General features: G+C 28.2%; 16 protein-coding genes and 1 tRNA gene. 7 read left to right on the forward strand and 10 right to left on the reverse strand.

Going from position 1 to position 18,738, the window contains the following annotated elements:
• Positions 1-147: 147 nt before the first annotated feature.
• Together L3J60_RS06420 and L3J60_RS06425 are read right to left on the reverse strand one after the other, a co-directional pair.
• Entirely contained in the window at positions 148-1,485 is a 1,338-nt protein-coding gene (locus L3J60_RS06420; RefSeq protein ID WP_291974670.1) for an outer membrane protein transport protein, read from the reverse strand.
• A gap of 12 nt (positions 1,486-1,497) precedes the next feature.
• The gene (locus L3J60_RS06425; RefSeq protein ID WP_291974671.1) at positions 1,498-2,730 is read right to left on the reverse strand and encodes a hypothetical protein; all 1,233 of its coding nucleotides are present in this window, start codon (positions 2,728-2,730) and stop codon (positions 1,498-1,500) included.
• Between the two features lie 104 nt (positions 2,731-2,834).
• Between L3J60_RS06425 and proS the strand changes: the two genes are divergently transcribed.
• The 3 genes from proS (at position 2,835) to rpsT (ending at position 4,740) form a co-directional block, all read left to right on the forward strand.
• Entirely contained in the window at positions 2,835-4,310 is a 1,476-nt protein-coding gene (proS, locus tag L3J60_RS06430; protein ID WP_291974672.1) for a proline--tRNA ligase, read from the forward strand.
• A gap of 84 nt (positions 4,311-4,394) precedes the next feature.
• Positions 4,395-4,466 (forward strand) — tRNA-Glu (locus L3J60_RS06435).
• A gap of 22 nt (positions 4,467-4,488) precedes the next feature.
• Positions 4,489-4,740, forward strand: coding sequence for a 30S ribosomal protein S20 (rpsT, locus tag L3J60_RS06440; RefSeq protein ID WP_291974673.1), 252 nt, complete (start codon positions 4,489-4,491; stop codon positions 4,738-4,740).
• A gap of 67 nt (positions 4,741-4,807) precedes the next feature.
• Here rpsT and rodA read toward each other — a convergent pair whose 3' ends face one another.
• From rodA to L3J60_RS06475, 7 genes are all read right to left on the reverse strand, one after another.
• Positions 4,808-6,085, reverse strand: a complete 1,278-nt coding sequence (rodA, locus tag L3J60_RS06445; protein ID WP_291974674.1) for a rod shape-determining protein RodA — start codon at positions 6,083-6,085, stop codon at positions 4,808-4,810.
• A complete protein-coding gene (gene mrdA / locus L3J60_RS06450) occupies positions 6,075-7,928 on the reverse strand; it encodes a penicillin-binding protein 2 (protein WP_291974675.1) in 1,854 nt (617 codons plus the stop codon). Before mrdA ends, rodA begins: the two co-directional genes overlap by 11 nt.
• The gene (locus L3J60_RS06455; protein WP_291974676.1) at positions 7,925-8,434 is read right to left on the reverse strand and encodes a rod shape-determining protein MreD; all 510 of its coding nucleotides are present in this window, start codon (positions 8,432-8,434) and stop codon (positions 7,925-7,927) included. Before L3J60_RS06455 ends, mrdA begins: the two co-directional genes overlap by 4 nt.
• Positions 8,427-9,257, reverse strand: a complete 831-nt coding sequence (gene mreC / locus L3J60_RS06460; protein ID WP_291974677.1) for a rod shape-determining protein MreC — start codon at positions 9,255-9,257, stop codon at positions 8,427-8,429. Before mreC ends, L3J60_RS06455 begins: the two co-directional genes overlap by 8 nt.
• A 21-nt stretch (positions 9,258-9,278) precedes the next feature.
• Positions 9,279-10,307 (reverse strand): rod shape-determining protein, encoded by a 1,029-nt coding sequence (locus L3J60_RS06465; protein ID WP_291974678.1) that lies wholly within the window; start codon positions 10,305-10,307, stop codon positions 9,279-9,281.
• A gap of 53 nt (positions 10,308-10,360) precedes the next feature.
• On the reverse strand, positions 10,361-11,887 hold the full coding sequence (gene purH / locus L3J60_RS06470; RefSeq protein WP_291974679.1) for a bifunctional phosphoribosylaminoimidazolecarboxamide formyltransferase/IMP cyclohydrolase: 1,527 nt from the start codon (positions 11,885-11,887) through the stop codon (positions 10,361-10,363).
• Positions 11,888-12,409: 522 nt separating this feature from the next.
• Positions 12,410-12,862 carry a GAF domain-containing protein gene (locus tag L3J60_RS06475; protein ID WP_291974680.1) on the reverse strand — a complete coding sequence of 151 codons (453 nt, stop codon included), beginning with the start codon at positions 12,860-12,862 and terminating at the stop codon, positions 12,410-12,412.
• A 40-nt stretch (positions 12,863-12,902) separates the two neighbouring features.
• Between L3J60_RS06475 and xrtF the strand changes: the two genes are divergently transcribed.
• The 3 genes from xrtF to L3J60_RS06490 are packed head-to-tail and all read left to right on the forward strand — an operon-like array spanning position 12,903 to position 14,452.
• A complete protein-coding gene (gene xrtF, locus L3J60_RS06480) occupies positions 12,903-13,439 on the forward strand; it encodes an exosortase family protein XrtF (protein WP_291974681.1) in 537 nt (178 codons plus the stop codon).
• Positions 13,436-13,873 (forward strand): exosortase F system-associated protein, encoded by a 438-nt coding sequence (locus tag L3J60_RS06485; RefSeq protein ID WP_291974682.1) that lies wholly within the window; start codon positions 13,436-13,438, stop codon positions 13,871-13,873. Before xrtF ends, L3J60_RS06485 begins: the two co-directional genes overlap by 4 nt.
• Positions 13,874-13,933: 60 nt before the next feature.
• On the forward strand, positions 13,934-14,452 hold the full coding sequence (locus L3J60_RS06490) for a heavy metal-binding domain-containing protein (RefSeq protein ID WP_291974683.1): 519 nt from the start codon (positions 13,934-13,936) through the stop codon (positions 14,450-14,452).
• Positions 14,453-14,601: 149 nt separating this feature from the next.
• On the opposite strand, the gene L3J60_RS06495 is transcribed toward L3J60_RS06490, so the two are convergent.
• On the reverse strand, positions 14,602-17,514 hold the full coding sequence (locus L3J60_RS06495) for an OmpA family protein (RefSeq protein WP_291974684.1): 2,913 nt from the start codon (positions 17,512-17,514) through the stop codon (positions 14,602-14,604).
• A gap of 245 nt (positions 17,515-17,759) precedes the next feature.
• Between L3J60_RS06495 and L3J60_RS06500 the strand changes: the two genes are divergently transcribed.
• Entirely contained in the window at positions 17,760-18,734 is a 975-nt protein-coding gene (locus tag L3J60_RS06500; protein ID WP_291974685.1) for a hypothetical protein, read from the forward strand.
• Positions 18,735-18,738 lie beyond the last annotated feature (4 nt).

Genomic DNA, 18,738 nt, shown 5'->3' on the forward strand with positions numbered 1-18,738 from the left:
GGGACTAATACGAGTGTTAGTTATCAAAAACTACGAACTGACCTAGTTCACCCCATTCTTTTTCTTTTAACAAATTTAAATGTTTTTATCAGTTTGCTAATCTAAAGGAATTGACGAAATTTTATCAAAATGCACAACGAGTTAAAGTTAAAGATTTAAAACTAAGGTTGCCGTTAGTTTAGAATTGTCAATATTTAAGTTTGTAGCATCAACTTGGTTGTATTGAGGATAAACATTGTATGGTGCTGTGTAACTTGATTTTTGATAGGCAACATCAAAGTTTCCACCTTTAAACTTAAATCCTGCTCCTAATGAAAAACCGTCAATATTATCAGAACTCAACGCATTTTTATAAGGACTTTTTTCTATATGATAACCACCTCTTAAAGAAATATTATCAAAACGCCATTCGGTACCAATTCTCAATTCTCCAACGCCTTTCAAATCTGTATTAAAAGCTTGATTTTCATCTGAAAAATTGGCATTGGTAAGTGTTATGTTGCTGTAATTTTTATAACTATAATCTACACTTATTAATCCTTGTTTATCAAAAATATAAGCAAAACTTCCTGTTAATTTACTTGGTGTTCTAAGTTTATAATCAAAAGCATTATCGCCAGAATAATCATTAATTGTATTAATATCATTTTCATAAATACTTACGTCATAATCTATAGAATCTTCCGATAAAGTGTACCAAATAGGAGATTGATAAGCCAAACCTAATCTGACATTTTCATTTAGTTTTGAAATTAAACCTAAATTAAATGAGAATCCATCACCATAAGTGCTTAATTCTTGGGTTTGCGATACGTCAAAAGTATTACCGCTTCCATCATTATTATACTCTTCAATAAGTACATTTTGATAATAATTTACATTGTAAGTACTTATTGCGGCTCCTAAATATAAGTTATCATTATATTCTGAAGCGATAGAAAACGTGTATTTATCGGTTTTTCCACTAGTATAATTTTCAATATGTTGACCGTCAGAATTTCCGTAAACAACAGGATTATTATCATATAAATCTGTGATTGGTGCAAAGCCACTATTGCCATTTGCAAACCACTGATTTTCAAAATCGTTAGAAATGCTATAATTAAATCCAATAGCTACATTTTGCCAACCTTGATTTCCCTGAAAATTTCTAAACACAAAAACGCCACCAGCTTGTGAAAGATTAGTGTAATCATTTTCCGTTTGTTCATTGTTTCCGTAATAATTAGCGTTTAATTGCGTATTTCTGTTGTTTAACGAAACTGCAAATTCACTTTTTAAAAAAACAGCCGCTCCGGCAGGGTTAATATCCATTGCTGAAATATCTCCACCTAAAGCTCCAAAGGCTCCGCTCATTGCATTAAAACGTGCTGTTCCGTTTGTGTTTTCGTGTGAAAACAATACTCCAATATCATTATAACTTAAAGTTTGAGCCGTGGTTATGTAGGCAATGCTTAACATTGCTATTAAAAATAATTTTTTCATGATTGTGTTTTTTTAATTTCTTCTATTACTTCTTCTAGATGAATTATTACTTGAGGATGATGACCTTGCAGAGGCTGAAGGTCTTGAATAACTTCTTTGGTTGCTACTACTGTTTGAGTAACTTCTTGTCGGTCTATTATAAGAAGTGTTATTTGAACTAGACCTTTTTTTTGTATTTGTGTAATTATAATTAGTACTTCTTCTTTTTTTATTATTTGAAGAATAACTCTTTCTTACTGTACTTTTTGGATTTTCTTTAACTTTCCTTGAATTAGTTCTTGTGTAATATCTTGGGTTATTACGCTCAGAAGATGGGTAATAATTATGAGCCATATTTCTTCTAGTCTTAGTTACAGACCTTCTTGGGCTACTATTAGGACTTTGACTTCTTCTGATAGTGTTATTATAACTTCTTGTTGGTTGACGATTTATTTGTCTATTTCTATTAGAACCATTAGAATTTCTATAAGTTCTATTTACAGCGTTTGTAGAGTTTCTTCTTGTAGAAGTTGTTGTTCTACGCTTATTGGTAGAATATCTATTTGTAGAATTGTTCCTTATAGAAGTACTTCTTGATAAGTTTCTTCTATGAGTATTGTAAGCGGTTCGTTTACCATAACTGTCATATTGTCTATAATATCTATTGTATCTGTAATTATTGTAATATGGTGAGTAATAATTATAGTATGGAGAATAGTAATTTCCATAAAATCCATTTCCATAATAGCCATAATACTCGTAATAAAATGGATTATAACTATAATAAGGATATCCATAGCTTGGATAAAAATTGTTGTAATAATCGTAATAATATGGGTAGTAGTTATAATAATTATAATAGAAAGGATTATACCAATAATTATTATAACCATAATAACCATTATCAATAGTTACGGTTACGTTTTTTGAATATTCCCAAGGAGCATTATCCAAATTTTCAATAGAATCATTTTGATACTTATCTACATTAGCATCAGAAACATAATCATCTATATTGGTGAAAGAATCATTTTCATCAACATCTTTCATATCTTCTAGTTGGCGAGAAAAATAATTTTGATCAAAATTAGAATTATTATTTTCAATAACTACTACTTCTTGTTGTTGATTGTCAGAAGCATAAATGCCATCATCATCTGTATTGTACGCACTTTGATAAGTGCCACAAGAAATTAAGCTCAGTGTTAAAATAGCTAGTAAGCTAATTTTAGAGCCTTTTTTGTTAATATATTTTAAAACTTTCATAATCTGTTTAGTTTTTTATTGTTGAACAATCAAAAAAGAATTAGTTTTGTCAAAATTAGTACTTTTTGATAAAAAAGTTGCAATATTTATGCCAAACTTTAATTATGAGTAAGAAATTAACAACTAGAGAAACAGACTATTCCAAATGGTATAATGAACTTGTAGTAAAAGCAGGTTTAGCCGAAAATTCAGGAGTAAGAGGCTGTATGGTAATAAAACCTTACGGTTATGCAATTTGGGAAAAAATGCAAGCGGAATTAGATAAGAAGTTTAAAGAAACAGGACATGAAAATGCGTATTTTCCATTACTTATACCAAAATCATATTTAAGTAAAGAAGCTGCTCATGTAGAAGGATTTGCTAAAGAATGTGCGGTAGTAACCCATTATCGATTAAAAAATGCAGAAGATGGTAGTGGAATTATTGTTGACCCAGAAGCTAAGTTAGAAGAAGAACTTATAATTAGGCCAACTTCTGAAACTATTATTTGGAATACTTATAGAAAATGGATTCAATCTTATAGAGATTTACCTTTACTTATAAATCAATGGGCAAATGTAGTCCGTTGGGAAATGAGAACGAGATTGTTTTTAAGAACAACAGAATTTTTATGGCAAGAAGGTCATACGGCACATGCGACTAAAATTGAAGCAGTAAAAGAAGCTAAAACCATTTTAGATATTTATGCTGATTTTGCTCAAAATTATATGGCAATGCCAGTAATAAAAGGGGTGAAATCTGAAAGTGAGCGTTTTGCTGGAGCTATTGATACGTACTGCATTGAAGGTTTAATGCAGGATGGGAAAGCGTTACAAGCAGGAACTTCACATTTTTTAGGACAAAATTTTGCCAAAGCTTTTGATGTTAAGTTTACTTCAAAAGAAGGAAAACGAGAATATGTTTGGGCAACCTCTTGGGGAGTTTCTACAAGATTAATGGGAGCATTAGTTATGACGCATTCTGACGATTTGGGTTTGGTATTGCCTCCAAATTTGGCACCTATACAAGTCGTAATAATTCCAATTCATAGAACGGAAGAAGAATTAAATTTAATTTCTGAAAGGGTTGATAAAATTGTTAAAAAATTAAGAAAACTTGGAGTGTCAGTAAAATTTGATGATAGAACTTCTTTTAAACCTGGGTGGAAATTTGCGGAGTATGAATTGAAAGGTGTTCCTTTGCGTTTGGCAATAGGTCCACGCGATTTAGAAAATGGCACTATTGAAGTAGCTAGAAGAGATACATTAGAAAAAAACACTATTTCACAAGAAAATATAGAAAATTATATTGTAACAACTTTAGAAGAAATTCAACAAAATTTATTTGATAAAGCATTAAACTATAGAGATACTCATATTACAGAAGTAGAAACTTTTGAAGAGTTAAAAGAAGTTTTAAATACTAAAGGCGGCTTTGTTTCTGCACATTGGGATGGTACAGATGAAACAGAAGAAAAAATAAAAGAGCTTACCAAAGCAACTATTAGATGTATTCCTTTAAATAATAAAAAAGAAGAAGGAAAGTGTGTATTTTCTGGTGAAAAATCAGAGCAAAGAGTTTTATTTGCAAAAGCATATTAATTTTATTTTAAAAAGTTTTGCAGAATAAAAAATAGTTGTATTTTTGCATCCGCTATAACGAAATAAAAGTAATAGTTTAACAATGGTCCGTTCGTCTAGGGGTTAGGACGCCAGGTTTTCATCCTGGTAACAGGGGTTCGATTCCCCTACGGACTACAAAATTTATAAAAAATTTAAAATGGCAAATCACAAGTCAGCATTAAAAAGAATTAGAAGTAATAGAGTTAAGCAACTTAGAAACAAATATCAGCATAAAACTACACGTAATGCTGTTAGAAATTTACGTGCTTTAACTGAAAAGAAAGAAGCTGAGGAATTATTTCCAAAAGTAGTTGCAATGCTTGATAAGCTAGCTAAAAATAATGTTATTCACAAAAATAAAGCGAGTAATGTTAAATCTAAATTAGCGAAGTTTGTAGCTGCACTTTAGTAGCACTTTCTACTTTAATAAAATAATTAGCATCCTAAATTAGGGATGCTTTTTTTGTACTATATAATCACCATTCGTTGGTTCGGTTAGCATCTAATCTTATAAAAATAAATAACAAAACGGTAAATCCCCAAAGAGCAGACCCTCCGTAACTAAAAAATGGTAGTGGAATTCCAATTGTAGGTAACAAGCCTGTTACCATTCCTATATTTATAGTGAAATGCATAAAAAATATAGAGGCAATGCTGTACCCATAAATTCTGCTGAATTTTGATTTTTGTCGTTCAGCAATATGAATAATTCTTAAACAAAATACTACAAATAAGAGAATTACTGTAGCACTTCCTACAAAACCCCATTCTTCACCAACCGTACTAAAAATATAATCGGTTTGTTGTTCTGGTACAAAATTTCCTTGGGTGCGTTCACCTTGCAAAAATCCTTTACCAAAAAAGCCGCCAGATGCAATTGTAGTAACCGATTGGTTAGTGTTATATCCAATACTTTTTATATCGGTAGTTTTTCCTAAAAGAATATTAAACCGATCTCTATGTCGTTGTTCAAAAACATGATTAAAAACAAAATCAACACTAAAAATATAAAAAATGGCAATTAAATAAATACCTACTAAACGGAGCCAACCTCTTTTTAAAGCTTTAGTTCTGTAGAAAACAAAATATAAAATAATGATAGAAAATACAATCAGAGAAGCTAATAATGTTAATTTATATCCAAAATAGAGTGTAATTACAAAAAGTGTAGCAGAAATAAAACCTAATAAAACGTAATAAAGAGGTAATCCTTCTCTGTATAAAACAAATATAAAAGCTGTATATACTAAAGCAGAACCAGGATCGGGTTGAAGGGTAATTAAAATGGCTGGTAAAAACAAAATTAAAAATGCTTGAAATTGAGTGTTGAGCTTTTTTAAATTGAACTGTTTGTCACTCACTAATTTTGCAATAGCCAACGCTGTAGCTGCTTTTGCAAATTCTGAAGGTTGAATGCTAATTCCACCAATACTGTACCATGAAGTTGCTCCATTTATATTTTTTCCTAGTATAAATAAACCAATTAGGGATAATAAGCTACCTAAATAGATTAAAGAGGCATATTTAGTATAAAATTTAGCATCAAAAATTAATATTAAAATTATTAAAGGAAAACTTAAGCCAATCCAAATCAGTTGTTTTCCGTATTCAGTGGAAAAATTTATTAAACTAGTATGATTTTCGGAAACAGAAGCTGCATAAATGTTTAACCAGCCTAAAAAAATGAGTGCTAAGTAAAGCAGTACTAAAACCCAATCTATTCCGTAAAAAATATTGTTAGTTCTATTTCTCATTTTCTTCTTCAATTAGTTGCTTGTCATACTCATCTTGCAAACTTCCAGTTAACATTCTATTTTCTAGATAAGGGCGACTTGTTTTTCCTTTTAAATATTTTTCTATCATTAAGGTAGCAATTGGACCAGCCCAACGTGATCCCCAATAACCATTTTCCACAAAAACTGCAATTGCAATTTTTGGATTGTCTTTAGGTGCAAATGCTATAAAAATAGAGTGGTCTTGTCCATGTGGATTTTGAGAAGTACCTGTTTTTCCGCAAATTTCAATTCCGTTTACCCTTGAAGAATGTGCTGTGCCGTGTTTTTTTTCAAAAACATTAAATAAGCCATTAATTACTGGCTCAAAATATTTTTTATCAATAGCTGTTTTATGAATTTTTTTAAATTTTTCTGGAATTGTTGTTCCTTGTATTTTTTTTATAATATGTGGTGTATAATAAAATCCACGATTTGCAACAGCAGCAGTCATATTTGCTAATTGAATTGGAGTAGTTAAAATTTCACCTTGCCCAATAGCATTAGAAATATTATAAGTTGCTGTCCAACGAACATTTGGATACCATTTATTGTAATAATTTCCATTTGGAATCAATCCTCTTTTTCCAACGGATAAATCATTATTTAAAAATTTTCCTAAGCCAAAACTGGTTATATCTTTATTCCATGCATCCATGCCTTCTGCTGAAGTTGGGTATTTTTCTATTATTTTTCGATATGTTGTGGCAAAATAAGTATTACAGGATCTATAAATTGCCTTATCTAAATTTACTGGAGATCCATGGGTGCTACAATGGCAACTCATAAAAGCATTTTTTCTGTTACCATAACGGTAACCACCAAAACAACGTACTGTTGAGGCAGGAGTAATTACTCCTTCTTGTAATCCTGCCAAAGCTATCATAATTTTAAACGGAGAACCCGGTGGATATAACGCCTGCAAACCTCTATCTAACAATGGTTTATTTATAGTGTCTAAATATAGCTTTGTAAAATATTTAGATCGATCTCTGCCAACCATTAAATTAGGATTATAAGTTGGTGAAGATACTAAAGCTAAAATTTCACCAGTTGCTGGTTCAATGGCAACAATTCCTCCTCTTTTATTTTTCATTAGAGCCTCACCGTATTGTTGAAGTTTGGTGTCTATAGTAATATTAATGTCTTTACCTGGAATAGGTAAAGTATCATAAATTCCGTTTTTATAAGATCCTACTTCTTTATTAAATCGGTTGCGTTGTATAAATTGAACTCCTTTTGTGCCTCTTAATACGTTTTCATAGGTTTTTTCAACGCCAGCAGTTCCAATTAATTCACCAAGTTGGTAATAAGATTTCTTTTTAATTATGTTTTCATTTACTTCACTTATGTAACCCAAAACATTTGGAGCAGAATTTATAGGATATTCTCTAAGTGATCTTTTTTGAATATAAAAACCTTTAAACTTATACATTTTTTCCTGTAAATAAGCATAGTCATTTTTGGATACTTGAGCTAAAAATGTTGATGGAATTCTGGTAGAATAGTGTTTTGCTCGATTTAATTTTTTTATAAAATCTTTTTTAGTGATTTTTAATAAGCTACAGAATTCAATGGTATCCAATGGTTTAACTTCTCTTGGAATTACCATAATGTCATAAGATAATTGGTTGGCAACTAGCAATACACCATTTCTATCATAAATGTAACCTCGTTCAGGGTAACTGTATTTTACCTTTACGGCAGAATTATTTTTTATCGGATTGTGGTACGCATTATCTAAAACTTGTAAGTAAAAAAGCCTGATTAAAAATACACATCCAATTAAAATAATGGAGAAATATAAAAGTCCTTTTCGTTTCATTTATTTTTTTTAGTAAATAATAAAATTCCAAAAAAACTGAGTAATATGGTAAATATACTTGTTAAAATAGTGTTAGAAATAATTATACCTATATCAGATAAACTAAAGTAGTCTAATAAAAATACAATAAAAGTATCTAATAAAGTCAAAATAGTTATATATAATAACAATTTGTTAATGGGAATATTTCTTATATTAAAAAGCACATAATCAAAATCGGTTTTCCGTAATACCATTTCTAAAATAGGAAGTCTATAATAGGCTATAAATAAAATAGCTGCGGTATAAATTCCACCTGAATCTGAAAAAGCATCAATTAAAATACCTAGAAAAAAACTTGAAAGTAATAGTAAATTTTTATTTTTTTTAATAGGAAATAAAACCACCCAAGTTATATAGATTAACGGATTAATGTGCCCAAAAAAATTAATATGATTAAAAACTAATACTTGAAATAAAACAAGTAAAATAAACCGAACCATATTTTTAAAAACTACGTTATTCATCAAAGTTGTTTTGTTCTATTTTTTTTTGTTCGTTTTTTTGATAATTAATAATTACTTGAACATAGCTTAATGCACTCATATCATTAAATAGAGAAACATTAATTTCTTTATATTGATTGTTTTCAAACTTAAAGTTTTTAACAACTCCAACTTTTATACCTTCTGGGAAAATTGCAGATTTTCCACCAGTAATAATAGTGTCACCAACTTTAATAACTGCCTGCCTTGGAATATCAGTAATTTGAACAACATTATAATTTTTACCATTCCAAACTAAAGTTCCGAAATGAAAACTTTTTTTAAGACGAACATTAATTTTAGAATTGCTATTTAAAATAGATAAAACAGTAGCATAATTAGCAGAAATATTTTTAATAACTCCAATAATACCTTTACTATTTACAACTCCTAAATCTATTTTTAAGTTTTGTTTAGTTCCTTTGTTTAAACTTAAAAAGTTATTTCTTTTTGAATAATTATTATTAATAATTTTGGTAGAAATATATTGATATTTTTGTGAATAATTATTGGAATCAATAGATGTAACAATCTTATTTACAGTTATTTGTTTGTTTTTTTCTATCCAATTTTTTAAATGATTATTTTCTTCTGATAATCGTTTGTTTTCAGATTTTAAGTTGAAAAAATCAGTAATTGAACTTACTTTATTATAAATGCCACCACTAATAAAATTAGCTGAATTTATAAATTTACTTTGTTGATAAGAATGATTTTGGATAGTAAGCGTTAAAGCAATAATTTCTAACAATAAAAATAACAGAAAGTATCTAAATTTTCGAATAAAATAAAATAATTGCTGCATATATTGAGATGTGAAAATTTATTATTTCATTAACACATTTTTAAACCTTTCAAGATCTTTTAATGCAATACCTGTTCCACGAACTACAGCTCTTAACGGATCTTCTGCGACATAAACGGGTAAATCTGTTTTTCTTGATAAACGCTTGTCTAATCCTCTTAGCATAGAACCACCACCTGCTAGATAAATTCCAGTATTATAAATATCGGCTGCTAATTCTGGAGGTGTTTTGGATAAGGTTTCCATAACGGCATCTTCAATTCGTAAAATGGATTTATCTAAAGCTTTTGAAATTTCTCTAAAGGAAATCTGAACTTGTTTAGGTTTTCCACTCAATAAATCTCGTCCTTGAACAAGCATATCTTCAGGCGGATTTTCTAAATCTTCAGTAGCTGAACCTACTTGAATTTTAACTTTTTCAGAAGTTCGCTCACCTATATATAAATTGTGTTGTGTGCGCATATAGTAGGTAATATCTGATGTAAAAACATCACCAGCAACCTTTACAGATTTATCACAAACAATACCTCCTAAAGCAATAACGGCAACTTCTGTAGTACCACCTCCTATATCAATAATCATATTTCCTTTTGGTTGCATAATATCAATGCCAATACCAATAGCAGCTGCCATAGGTTCATGAATTAAATAAATTTCTTTAGCATTCATATGTTCAGCTGAATCAATTACTGCACGTTTTTCAACCTCAGTAATTCCTGAAGGAATACAAATTACCATACGTAATGAAGGAGAAAAAAAACGTTTTTTAATAGTAGGAATACCTTTAATAAATTCCTTTATCATTTGCTCTGAAGCTTCAAAATCGGCAATTACACCATCTTTTAAAGGTCTAATTGTTTTTATATTTTCATGCGTTTTTCCTTGCATTAAACTGGCTTTTTTACCAATTGCAATAATTTTTCCTGTACTTCTATCCCTAGCTACAATTGATGGTGCATCAATAACTACTTTACCATCATGAATTATAAGCGTATTTGCAGTACCTAAATCAATGGCTATGTCTTCAGTCATAAAGTCGAAAAAACCCATATAATATACCTTTTTATTAAATTATTTTTTGAAATCTTTCAAAGTTACTAAAATTAGTGTTTAAAATGACGTGTTCCTGTAAATATCATAGACATTTTATTTTTATTACAATAATCAATAGATAATTGATCTTTAATAGATCCGCCAGGTTGAATTATCGTATCAATTCCAACATTATGTGCAATTTCTACACAATCAGGAAATGGGAAAAAAGCATCACTTGCCATTACGGCTTCACTTAAATTAAATCCAAAATGTTTGGCTTTTTCAATAGCTTGATTTAAAGCATCAACACGACTTGTTTGCCCAGTTCCACTTGCAAAAAGTTGTTTGTTTTTTGCTAACACAATGGTATTAGATTTGGTATGTTTACAAATTTTAGATGCAAAAAATAAATCATCTAACTCCTTATCCGTAGGGCTTTTATCTGTTGCTTTTGTAACAATGCTTTGGTTATCTGTTTTGTTGTTTCTATCTTGAAAAAGAATTCCGTTTAAAGCTGTTCTATATTGGGCATTTGGTAATTGAACGTTTTTTTGAATTAGTATAATTCTATTTTTTTTACCTTTTAAAATAGCTAGTGCTTCATTTGAATAGCTAGGGGCAATAACCACTTCACAAAATAACTTATGAATTTCTGTTGCCGTGGCTACATCAATTTCTTTATTAGAAATTAAAACGCCACCAAAAGCAGAAGTTGGATCTCCGGCTAAAGCATCAATATAGGCTTGTTTTAAAGTATCTCTTTGTGCTAACCCACACGCATTGTTATGTTTTAAAATGGCAAATGTTGGTGTATCATTTTTAAATTCATTCATTAAATTTACTGCGGCATCAACATCTAATAAGTTATTATAGGATAATTCTTTTCCGTGAAGTTTATCAAACAAATCATTTAAATTACCATAAAACAATCCTTTTTGATGTGGATTTTCACCATATCGGAGTGTTGAAACTGTATCAAAAGAAGCTCTAAAAGCTGTTTCGTTTTTGTTTAAATAATGAAAAATTGCAGTATCGTAATTACTGGAAACTGCAAATGCTTTGGCGGCAAATGCTTTTCTGTTTTCTAAAGAAATTTCTCCATTGTTTTCAGAAAGAAGTTTTTCAAAATCTTCATATTGATTAATTGAAGAAACACAAATTACGTCTTTAAAATTTTTAGCGGCAGCTCGTATTAATGAAATTCCTCCTATATCAATTTTTTCAATAATTTCTTGTTCAGAAGCACCGCTTTCAACTGTTTTTTCAAACGGATATAAATCTACAATTACAATATCAATTTCAGGAATTTTGTAAGTTGCAAGTTGTGATAAATCTTCAGCATTTTCTCTTCGAGCCAAAATTCCACCAAAAACCTTTGGATGTAATGTTTTAACTCTTCCTCCTAAAATAGAAGGATAGGAAGTTAAATCTTCCACAGGGATAACATTAATTCCTAAATTTTTAATGAATTTTTCAGTACCTCCAGTGGAATAAATTTCAATATTTAACGCTGCAAGTTTTTTAACAATTGGAGCTAATCCATCTTTGTTGAATACTGATATTAAGGCAGTTTTCGGTTTTTTAGTAGTATTCATTAGTGTGTTGTTTGTTTTGGCAAAGCTAATAATAATCAGTTGCTTAAACAATACTTAACGGTGGTTAATTCTCTTTAAGTTTTTTATGAAAATTTTCCACCATTTCACTATAATTTTCTAAATTAATATTTGGTTTACTCTTTTTCAATTTATTATTTAGTGTAGCAATTTTTTTACGAACATATTTAATAGGTTTTTTATTTAACATGGTCAACTAAAATAGGGTTAGTAAAAATAAGTGCAAATATAGTTAGCTTAATGAAACTAAAAATTGTTTTTGAGTTAAATTTTTAATAAATAGCTATTAACCTGAGTTCGATGTAAGAAAATAAATACCGGGTTGAAAATCAACAAGCTACGTCATTGCGATGAATGAAGCAAAGCGAAATGAGGAAGCAATCTCATTTTTATGAAAAGATTACTTCAAATTATGGCACTACATTTATAATTTTCGCAATGACATTTTGATTTTCAGTTATTTAAAGTAAATCCTTAGGTCGAACTCAGGTTATTATTATGAAATTAAAAAAGTGTAGCAACTTTTAAGCAAACATATTCTAAAAAGTCCTCGTCTTTTTTAGAAAAAGGGTTGTTAGTATGAGAATCAATATCAATTTGCCCAATGTTTTCATTATTAACAAAAATAGGAACTACAATTTCACTTTTAACCTGCAATCCACAAGAAATATAATTGTTTTGTTCTGTAACATCTTGAACTACAAAATTTTGGTTGCTAACAGCTACTTGACCACAAATTCCTTTTCCAAAAGGGATAATAGTATGCTCTGTTGGTTTACCTGCAAATTCAGCAAGTTTTAATTCATTTTTAGCTTCATTTTTAAAATAGAATCCAACCCAATTGTAATATTCAACTTCATTTTTTAATAAATTACAAATGGATTGTAATTTGATTGAAGTTTTAGTATTGTTTTCAATTATATAAGAAATGGATTTTTTTAATTCAGAAAAGTGCATAGTATTTTGTAGTTTTATGCAAAAATAAAATTCTTTTTAAGTGCAAAGTAATAAATCTGTTATTTATTTTTTAATAAAATTTTTTGGTGTTTATGCTTTACTTTTTGTATTGTATGCATGGTATTTAAATGAAAATCAGGTAAAAAAACCTTATTTTGCTTGTGCACCAATTACTAAAAATGTTGCAAATCAAACGGAAAATTTATTAAATTTTGTAGGTTATCACGTTTCTATGGAGCAACATACAAAAGAAGTTTCTATAAATATTTTAGTGAATAACAAACTGGTTGCTAGAATTATTGAAGGATGTAATTCTGTTAGTATTATTATTTTATATATCGCTTTTATTATCGCCTTTAAAGGAAGTTTTAAAAACACTATTTTATTTATAATTGGTGGTAGTTTGTTAATTTACTATTTCAATATTGTTAGAATTGCTATTATTTCTATTGCCATTTATAAATATCCTGAATATGAAAAAACCTTGCACGAAATTATATTTCCACTTTTAATTTATGGACTTACATTTTTACTTTGGTTTATTTGGGTTAAAAAATTCGCTTCTTTTAAAAGATGAAAAATAGTTTAAAAGTTATCAGTTTAATTATTTTAGTTCTCTTCTTAATTGCTATTAGAGAATTTATCGCTCCCATTTTATATGATCCATTAGCAAATTATTTTAAATCAGATTATTTATATCAGCCTATTCCTTCTCTAAATTTAGGCTTACTTTTTGTGAGTACATTTATTCGATACTTTTTAAATAGTGTAGTTTCTATTGGTGTTATTTATGTAATTTTTCAAGATATAAAAATGATTTTATTTGCTTCAAAAGTATATTTTTATTTATTTATTATTCTGATTATTTGCTTAATGGCTATTTTAGAATTCAATCAAGGAGATGGTTATTTGCTACTTTTTTATGTGCGTAGAATTTTAATTCATCCTATTTTATTATTACTATTACTTCCTGCATTTTATTTTCAAAACTTAAAAAACTTAAAAAATTAAATTGATATTGATTTTTTTATTATTTTCGTCAGAAATCAAGATTAACATAAAATTTTAAAAATGAAAAAAATCACTTACGTTATAGTCGCAATTTTCGCTGTAGCAGTTATTATGGTTTCTTGTAATAAAGAAGCGAAAAAAGAAAAAAAGGAGATTAAAGTTGAAAAACAAGAAATGCATAACCATAAAGAAATGGCAAGTGCAGTTTATCAATGTCCGATGGATTGTGAACATGGAAAAACGTACGACAAAGAAGGTAATTGTCCGGTTTGCAATATGAAGCTTAAAAAAGTAGCATCTAGTAATAAGGCTACGGATTCAACTAAAGTAAGTTGCAAAATGAATTACAAAAATTGTGGTAAAGGTTGTAAAGGAAAAATGGATTGCAAAGAAAAAACAGATTGCAAGGGTAAAACAGCTTGCAAAGGAAAAACGGATTGTCAAACGAAAACAGCTTGCAAAGGGAAAACGGATTGTCAAACGAAAAGTGTTTGTAAAGGTAATACCAGTTCAAATAATAAGGTATGTGCAAAATATAATACAAAAGGTTGTAAAGAAAATTGTAAAGGAAAAGTTTAATATTTAATATAAATTTATAAAAAAAAGAGGCTGTCTAAAAAGTAAACTTTTCGTCAACCTGAACTTGTTTCAGGTTCTCATAATGAGATTCTGAAACAAGTTCAGAATGACGGTTTTCAAAACTTTTAGACGATCTCTTTTTTATTCTTCTAATTTGGTATAATTATAAAATCAGTTCTTCTATTAATTGCATGTTCTGCATCAGTGCATTTTACATTGTTTTTACAGCGATTAAGTAAATGAGTTTCGCCATAACCTGTTGCTTTTATTCTTGATGGATTTACACCTTTAGATATTAAATAATCTTTTGAAGCATCTGCTCTTTTCTGAGTTAGTTCAAGGTTGTATTCATCAGGTCCTCGGCTATCAGTATAATAATTAATTTCCACTTTAAACTTTGGATTTTGATTTAAATTGAAAACTACTTTATTCAATTCTATTTTTGCTTCTTTGGTTAATTCAAATTCATCTAAATCAAAATTTATAGATTTGGTTTCTATATATTTAACTCTATTTTTTTCTTTTACTTTTATTATCGGCTCTAGTGAAAACTTCAGAGTATGAGGATGCCCAATTTTAGTGATAGTACTTACAGTTTTCTTTTCAGAAGTGTAATTTGTTTTAGAGGCAATAACTACATAGTTTTTTTTACAATCCAATTCAAAATAGAAGGTTCCGTTTGAATCGGAGAAAGTTTTTTTCACTTCTTTATTACTTATAAGTAGCTTTATTTCAGCACCCGGAATGGCATTATTAGAAATGTTTTCCGTTACGATACCATTTAAATATTGAACACAATTTAAAGGTTCAATGTCAAAGTTTAAGTGAAGGACTCTTCCGTTTTCAACAGCTGTTTTAATTCGGAAAGATTCTAGTTGATTATTTTTAAATACGCTAAGTTTATAGGTTGATTGGCAATTTAATTTAAATTTATATTTTCCATCTTCACCAACAGTTTTAGTGCCAATTACTTTATTGTTTTGATATAAAGTTATTGTAGTATTTGGTAAAGGTGTTTTATTAATTTTATCTCTAATGATACCAGTTACCAATTGCTTACATTCTTTTTTGTCTAATATTATTTGTGTTTTTTCAACTTTATTTCTTGTTTTATCAGAAGAAAAAGTAATGCTATTTTTGCTGTATTCAGTATTAGTAGCTTCAATTTTATAGGAAGAATTACAATTAATGGTAAAGTTAAATTCCCCATTATCAGAAGTAGTTATTGAATTTATTTCAGCATTATTTTCAAACAAAGAAACTTTTGTGTTTGCAATAGGTTGTTTGGTGTTTTTATCAAGGATAATTCCAGTTATTACTTGATTACAATCTAACGGAGTTAGTATTATAGATTTAGAAATGTTATCATCTCTTGTTTTATCCGAAGAAAAAGTAATGCTATTTTTGCTATATTCGGTATTTTCTGCTTCAATTTTATAGGAAGAATTACAATTAATGGTAAAGTTAAATTCCCCATTATCAGAAGTTTTTATTGAATTTATTTCAGCATTATTTTCAAACAAAGAAACTTTTGTGTTTGCAATAGGTTGTTTGGTGTTTTTATCGGTGATGATTCCAGTTATTACTTGATTACAATCTAGCGGAGTTAGTGCTATGGATTTAGAAATAGTAGCATTTCTTGTTTTATCAGAAGAAAAATCAATACTATTTTTGTTGTACTCAGCATTAGTCGCTTCAATTTTATAGGAAGTATCACAAATAATATGAAAGGAATACGCTCCATTTTGATTTGTTTTTACTGAATTTACAAAGAGATTATTTTCAAGTAAAGTAACTTTGGTATTTGAAATTGGTAATTTGGTGTTTTTATCAATGATAACTCCATTTACTATTTGATCACAATTTTTAGCTTCTAAATAAATATTTAGGGTTTTATTATCTCCTTTTTTTTCATTAGCAATATAATTTACTGTTTCTGTTGTCATTCCTTCTTTTGAGGTGACTAAATCATAACTATCGTTACATTTTACATTAAAAAAATAAGAACCATCATAATTAGTTTGAAAAGTTTTAATTTCCTGATTTTGAAAATATAAAGATACCTGCGCATTAGGAATAACTTTTTCAGTCTCTTTGTCTAAAACTTTTCCTAAAACAACTTGAAAACATTGGTTAGGTTCTAAAAATAAATCTTTTTTTAAATGAAAATAATCAGGTTGTTTATTTTCAGTATAATCAGTTAAAAAATTATAGCTATCTTCTTTATAATCAGGTCTACTAGCAACTATTTTATAATTAGTTGTACATTGAAATTTCACTAAAAAATTACCATCATTATTAACATTTATAGTTTCAATTTCAATATTATTAAGATATAATTTTAAGGTGGAACTTATGGGTTCTAAAGTGACTTTATTTTTAATAACTCCAGAAATAGTTTGTATGCATTCAGGTTCTAAAATAAAATCGTGTTTAATTATTTTATTTAATGAAGTTGAAGTTGAAAATTCAAACAGATCATTAATAAAATTTAATTTATTAACAATAATATAATAATTAGAATTGCACTTAACTTTAAAGCTATAAATACCAACTTTATCTACTTGAGTAGTTTCAATTTCTTCACCATCTAAATATAAGGTTGCAATTGCATTATCAACAGTTTTATTTGAAAATTCATTAATAATGGTTCCTGTAATAGTTTGATAACATTTTTTTTCTAATAAGAAATTTTTAAAAATGGAATCTGAATTATTTTTTGATGTTGTTAGAAGATATTCAATATTAAAGTAAGAAGCAGCTTTTACTTTAATTTTATAGTTATTGCCACAGTTTAACTTAAAAGAATATGTTCCTTTTTCATTTACATTAATCTTTTTAATTTCTTGTCCGTTTGAAATTAAAATTATTTGAGCGTTTGAAATTGGTGTTTTAGTTTCTTTATCTAAAATTTTACCAGATATGGTAGTTTTACAATTATTGTTAATTAATAATTTTTGATTTAAAGAACTTTTAGGAATCGTAATATTCCTAGATTTATCTCCTAAAATGGTCAATCCAATAATAAAGGTAAAAAGGATTGCTAATTTGGTGAATTTCATATTTTTTCTCTTTTAGATTAGTTAGCATAAAAGCTAATTAACAGCAATAATTTTAACATTCAATATAAAAAAATCGAATTTGTTTTTTGGGGAAATTTGAGGGGGAAAGTATTTTAAACGTTAAATATATAATCTAATTTTTAATGTATCAAATTTTTTAGGATAAAAGATGCTGATTTACAGTTTATTAATTTTTGAGTAAGGTTTAAATAACTAGCTCGACTTTATTAAAAAGGATTTTTTATATGAAGTTTAATTTTGTTATTATAATTGTTTTATTATTAATAAATAATAGCATTGCTCAGACATGTTGTTCTGGAGGAATACCGCTTAGCAATAGTATCGGTTTACCAATTTTAGAAAAAGGAACTACTCAAATAGGTATAAATTACGATTATAATAATTTAAATACTTTAAATAGTGGCTCAGAAAAGCTAAATGATAATGCAAGATTACGTATTACACATTCTGTTCTTTTAAATTTTAATTATGCAATTTCCAATAGGTTAGCGGTTGAAGGACTTTTTACTTGGGTGAATCAACGACGTAAAATTTCACAATTTGGCAATAAAAATATTGATGAAACATCTGGAATAGGAGATGCAATTGCTTTGATTAAATATAATTTTGGTGATTTCTTAGGAGAAAATTCTAATTTTAATGTGGGATTTGGAACTAAAATTCCATTAGGATCTTCAACCAAAAAAACTTCGGGAGGAATTACTTTAAGTGCCGATTTACAACCAGGAAGTAATGCTTGGGATTTTATTTATTATACGGCTTTTTCAAAATCTTTAAATTTTAGACCTTCATTAAGTGTATCATCTAGGTTAATTTATAGGAATACAGGAACTAATCCTTCTTACTTTGGAGATACTAAGTATAAATTTGGAAATGAAATTCAATTTTTTTTAAGTTTTTCTGATCAATTTATTTGGCTTAAAACGGTTACATCACCAAGCATGTCTTTTAAATATAGAAATGCCCAACAAGATAAAATAGGTGGATTTAATATTGAAAGCACAGGAGGAAATTGGGTGTCTATTATTCCAAATTTCTCAATAAAAATAAGTTCAAACCTTCAATTTTCTACTAAAATAGAAATCCCTATTTATAGTAATGTAATAGGAACACAATTAACACCAACTTATAGATTAACTTCTGGAATATTATATACAATAGCTCCAAAAAATGAAATAATTAATATTTTAAAAAACTAACTAT

This window comes from Lutibacter sp. (genome assembly GCF_021647475.1).
Taxonomy (GTDB): Bacteria; Bacteroidota; Bacteroidia; order Flavobacteriales; family Flavobacteriaceae; genus Lutibacter.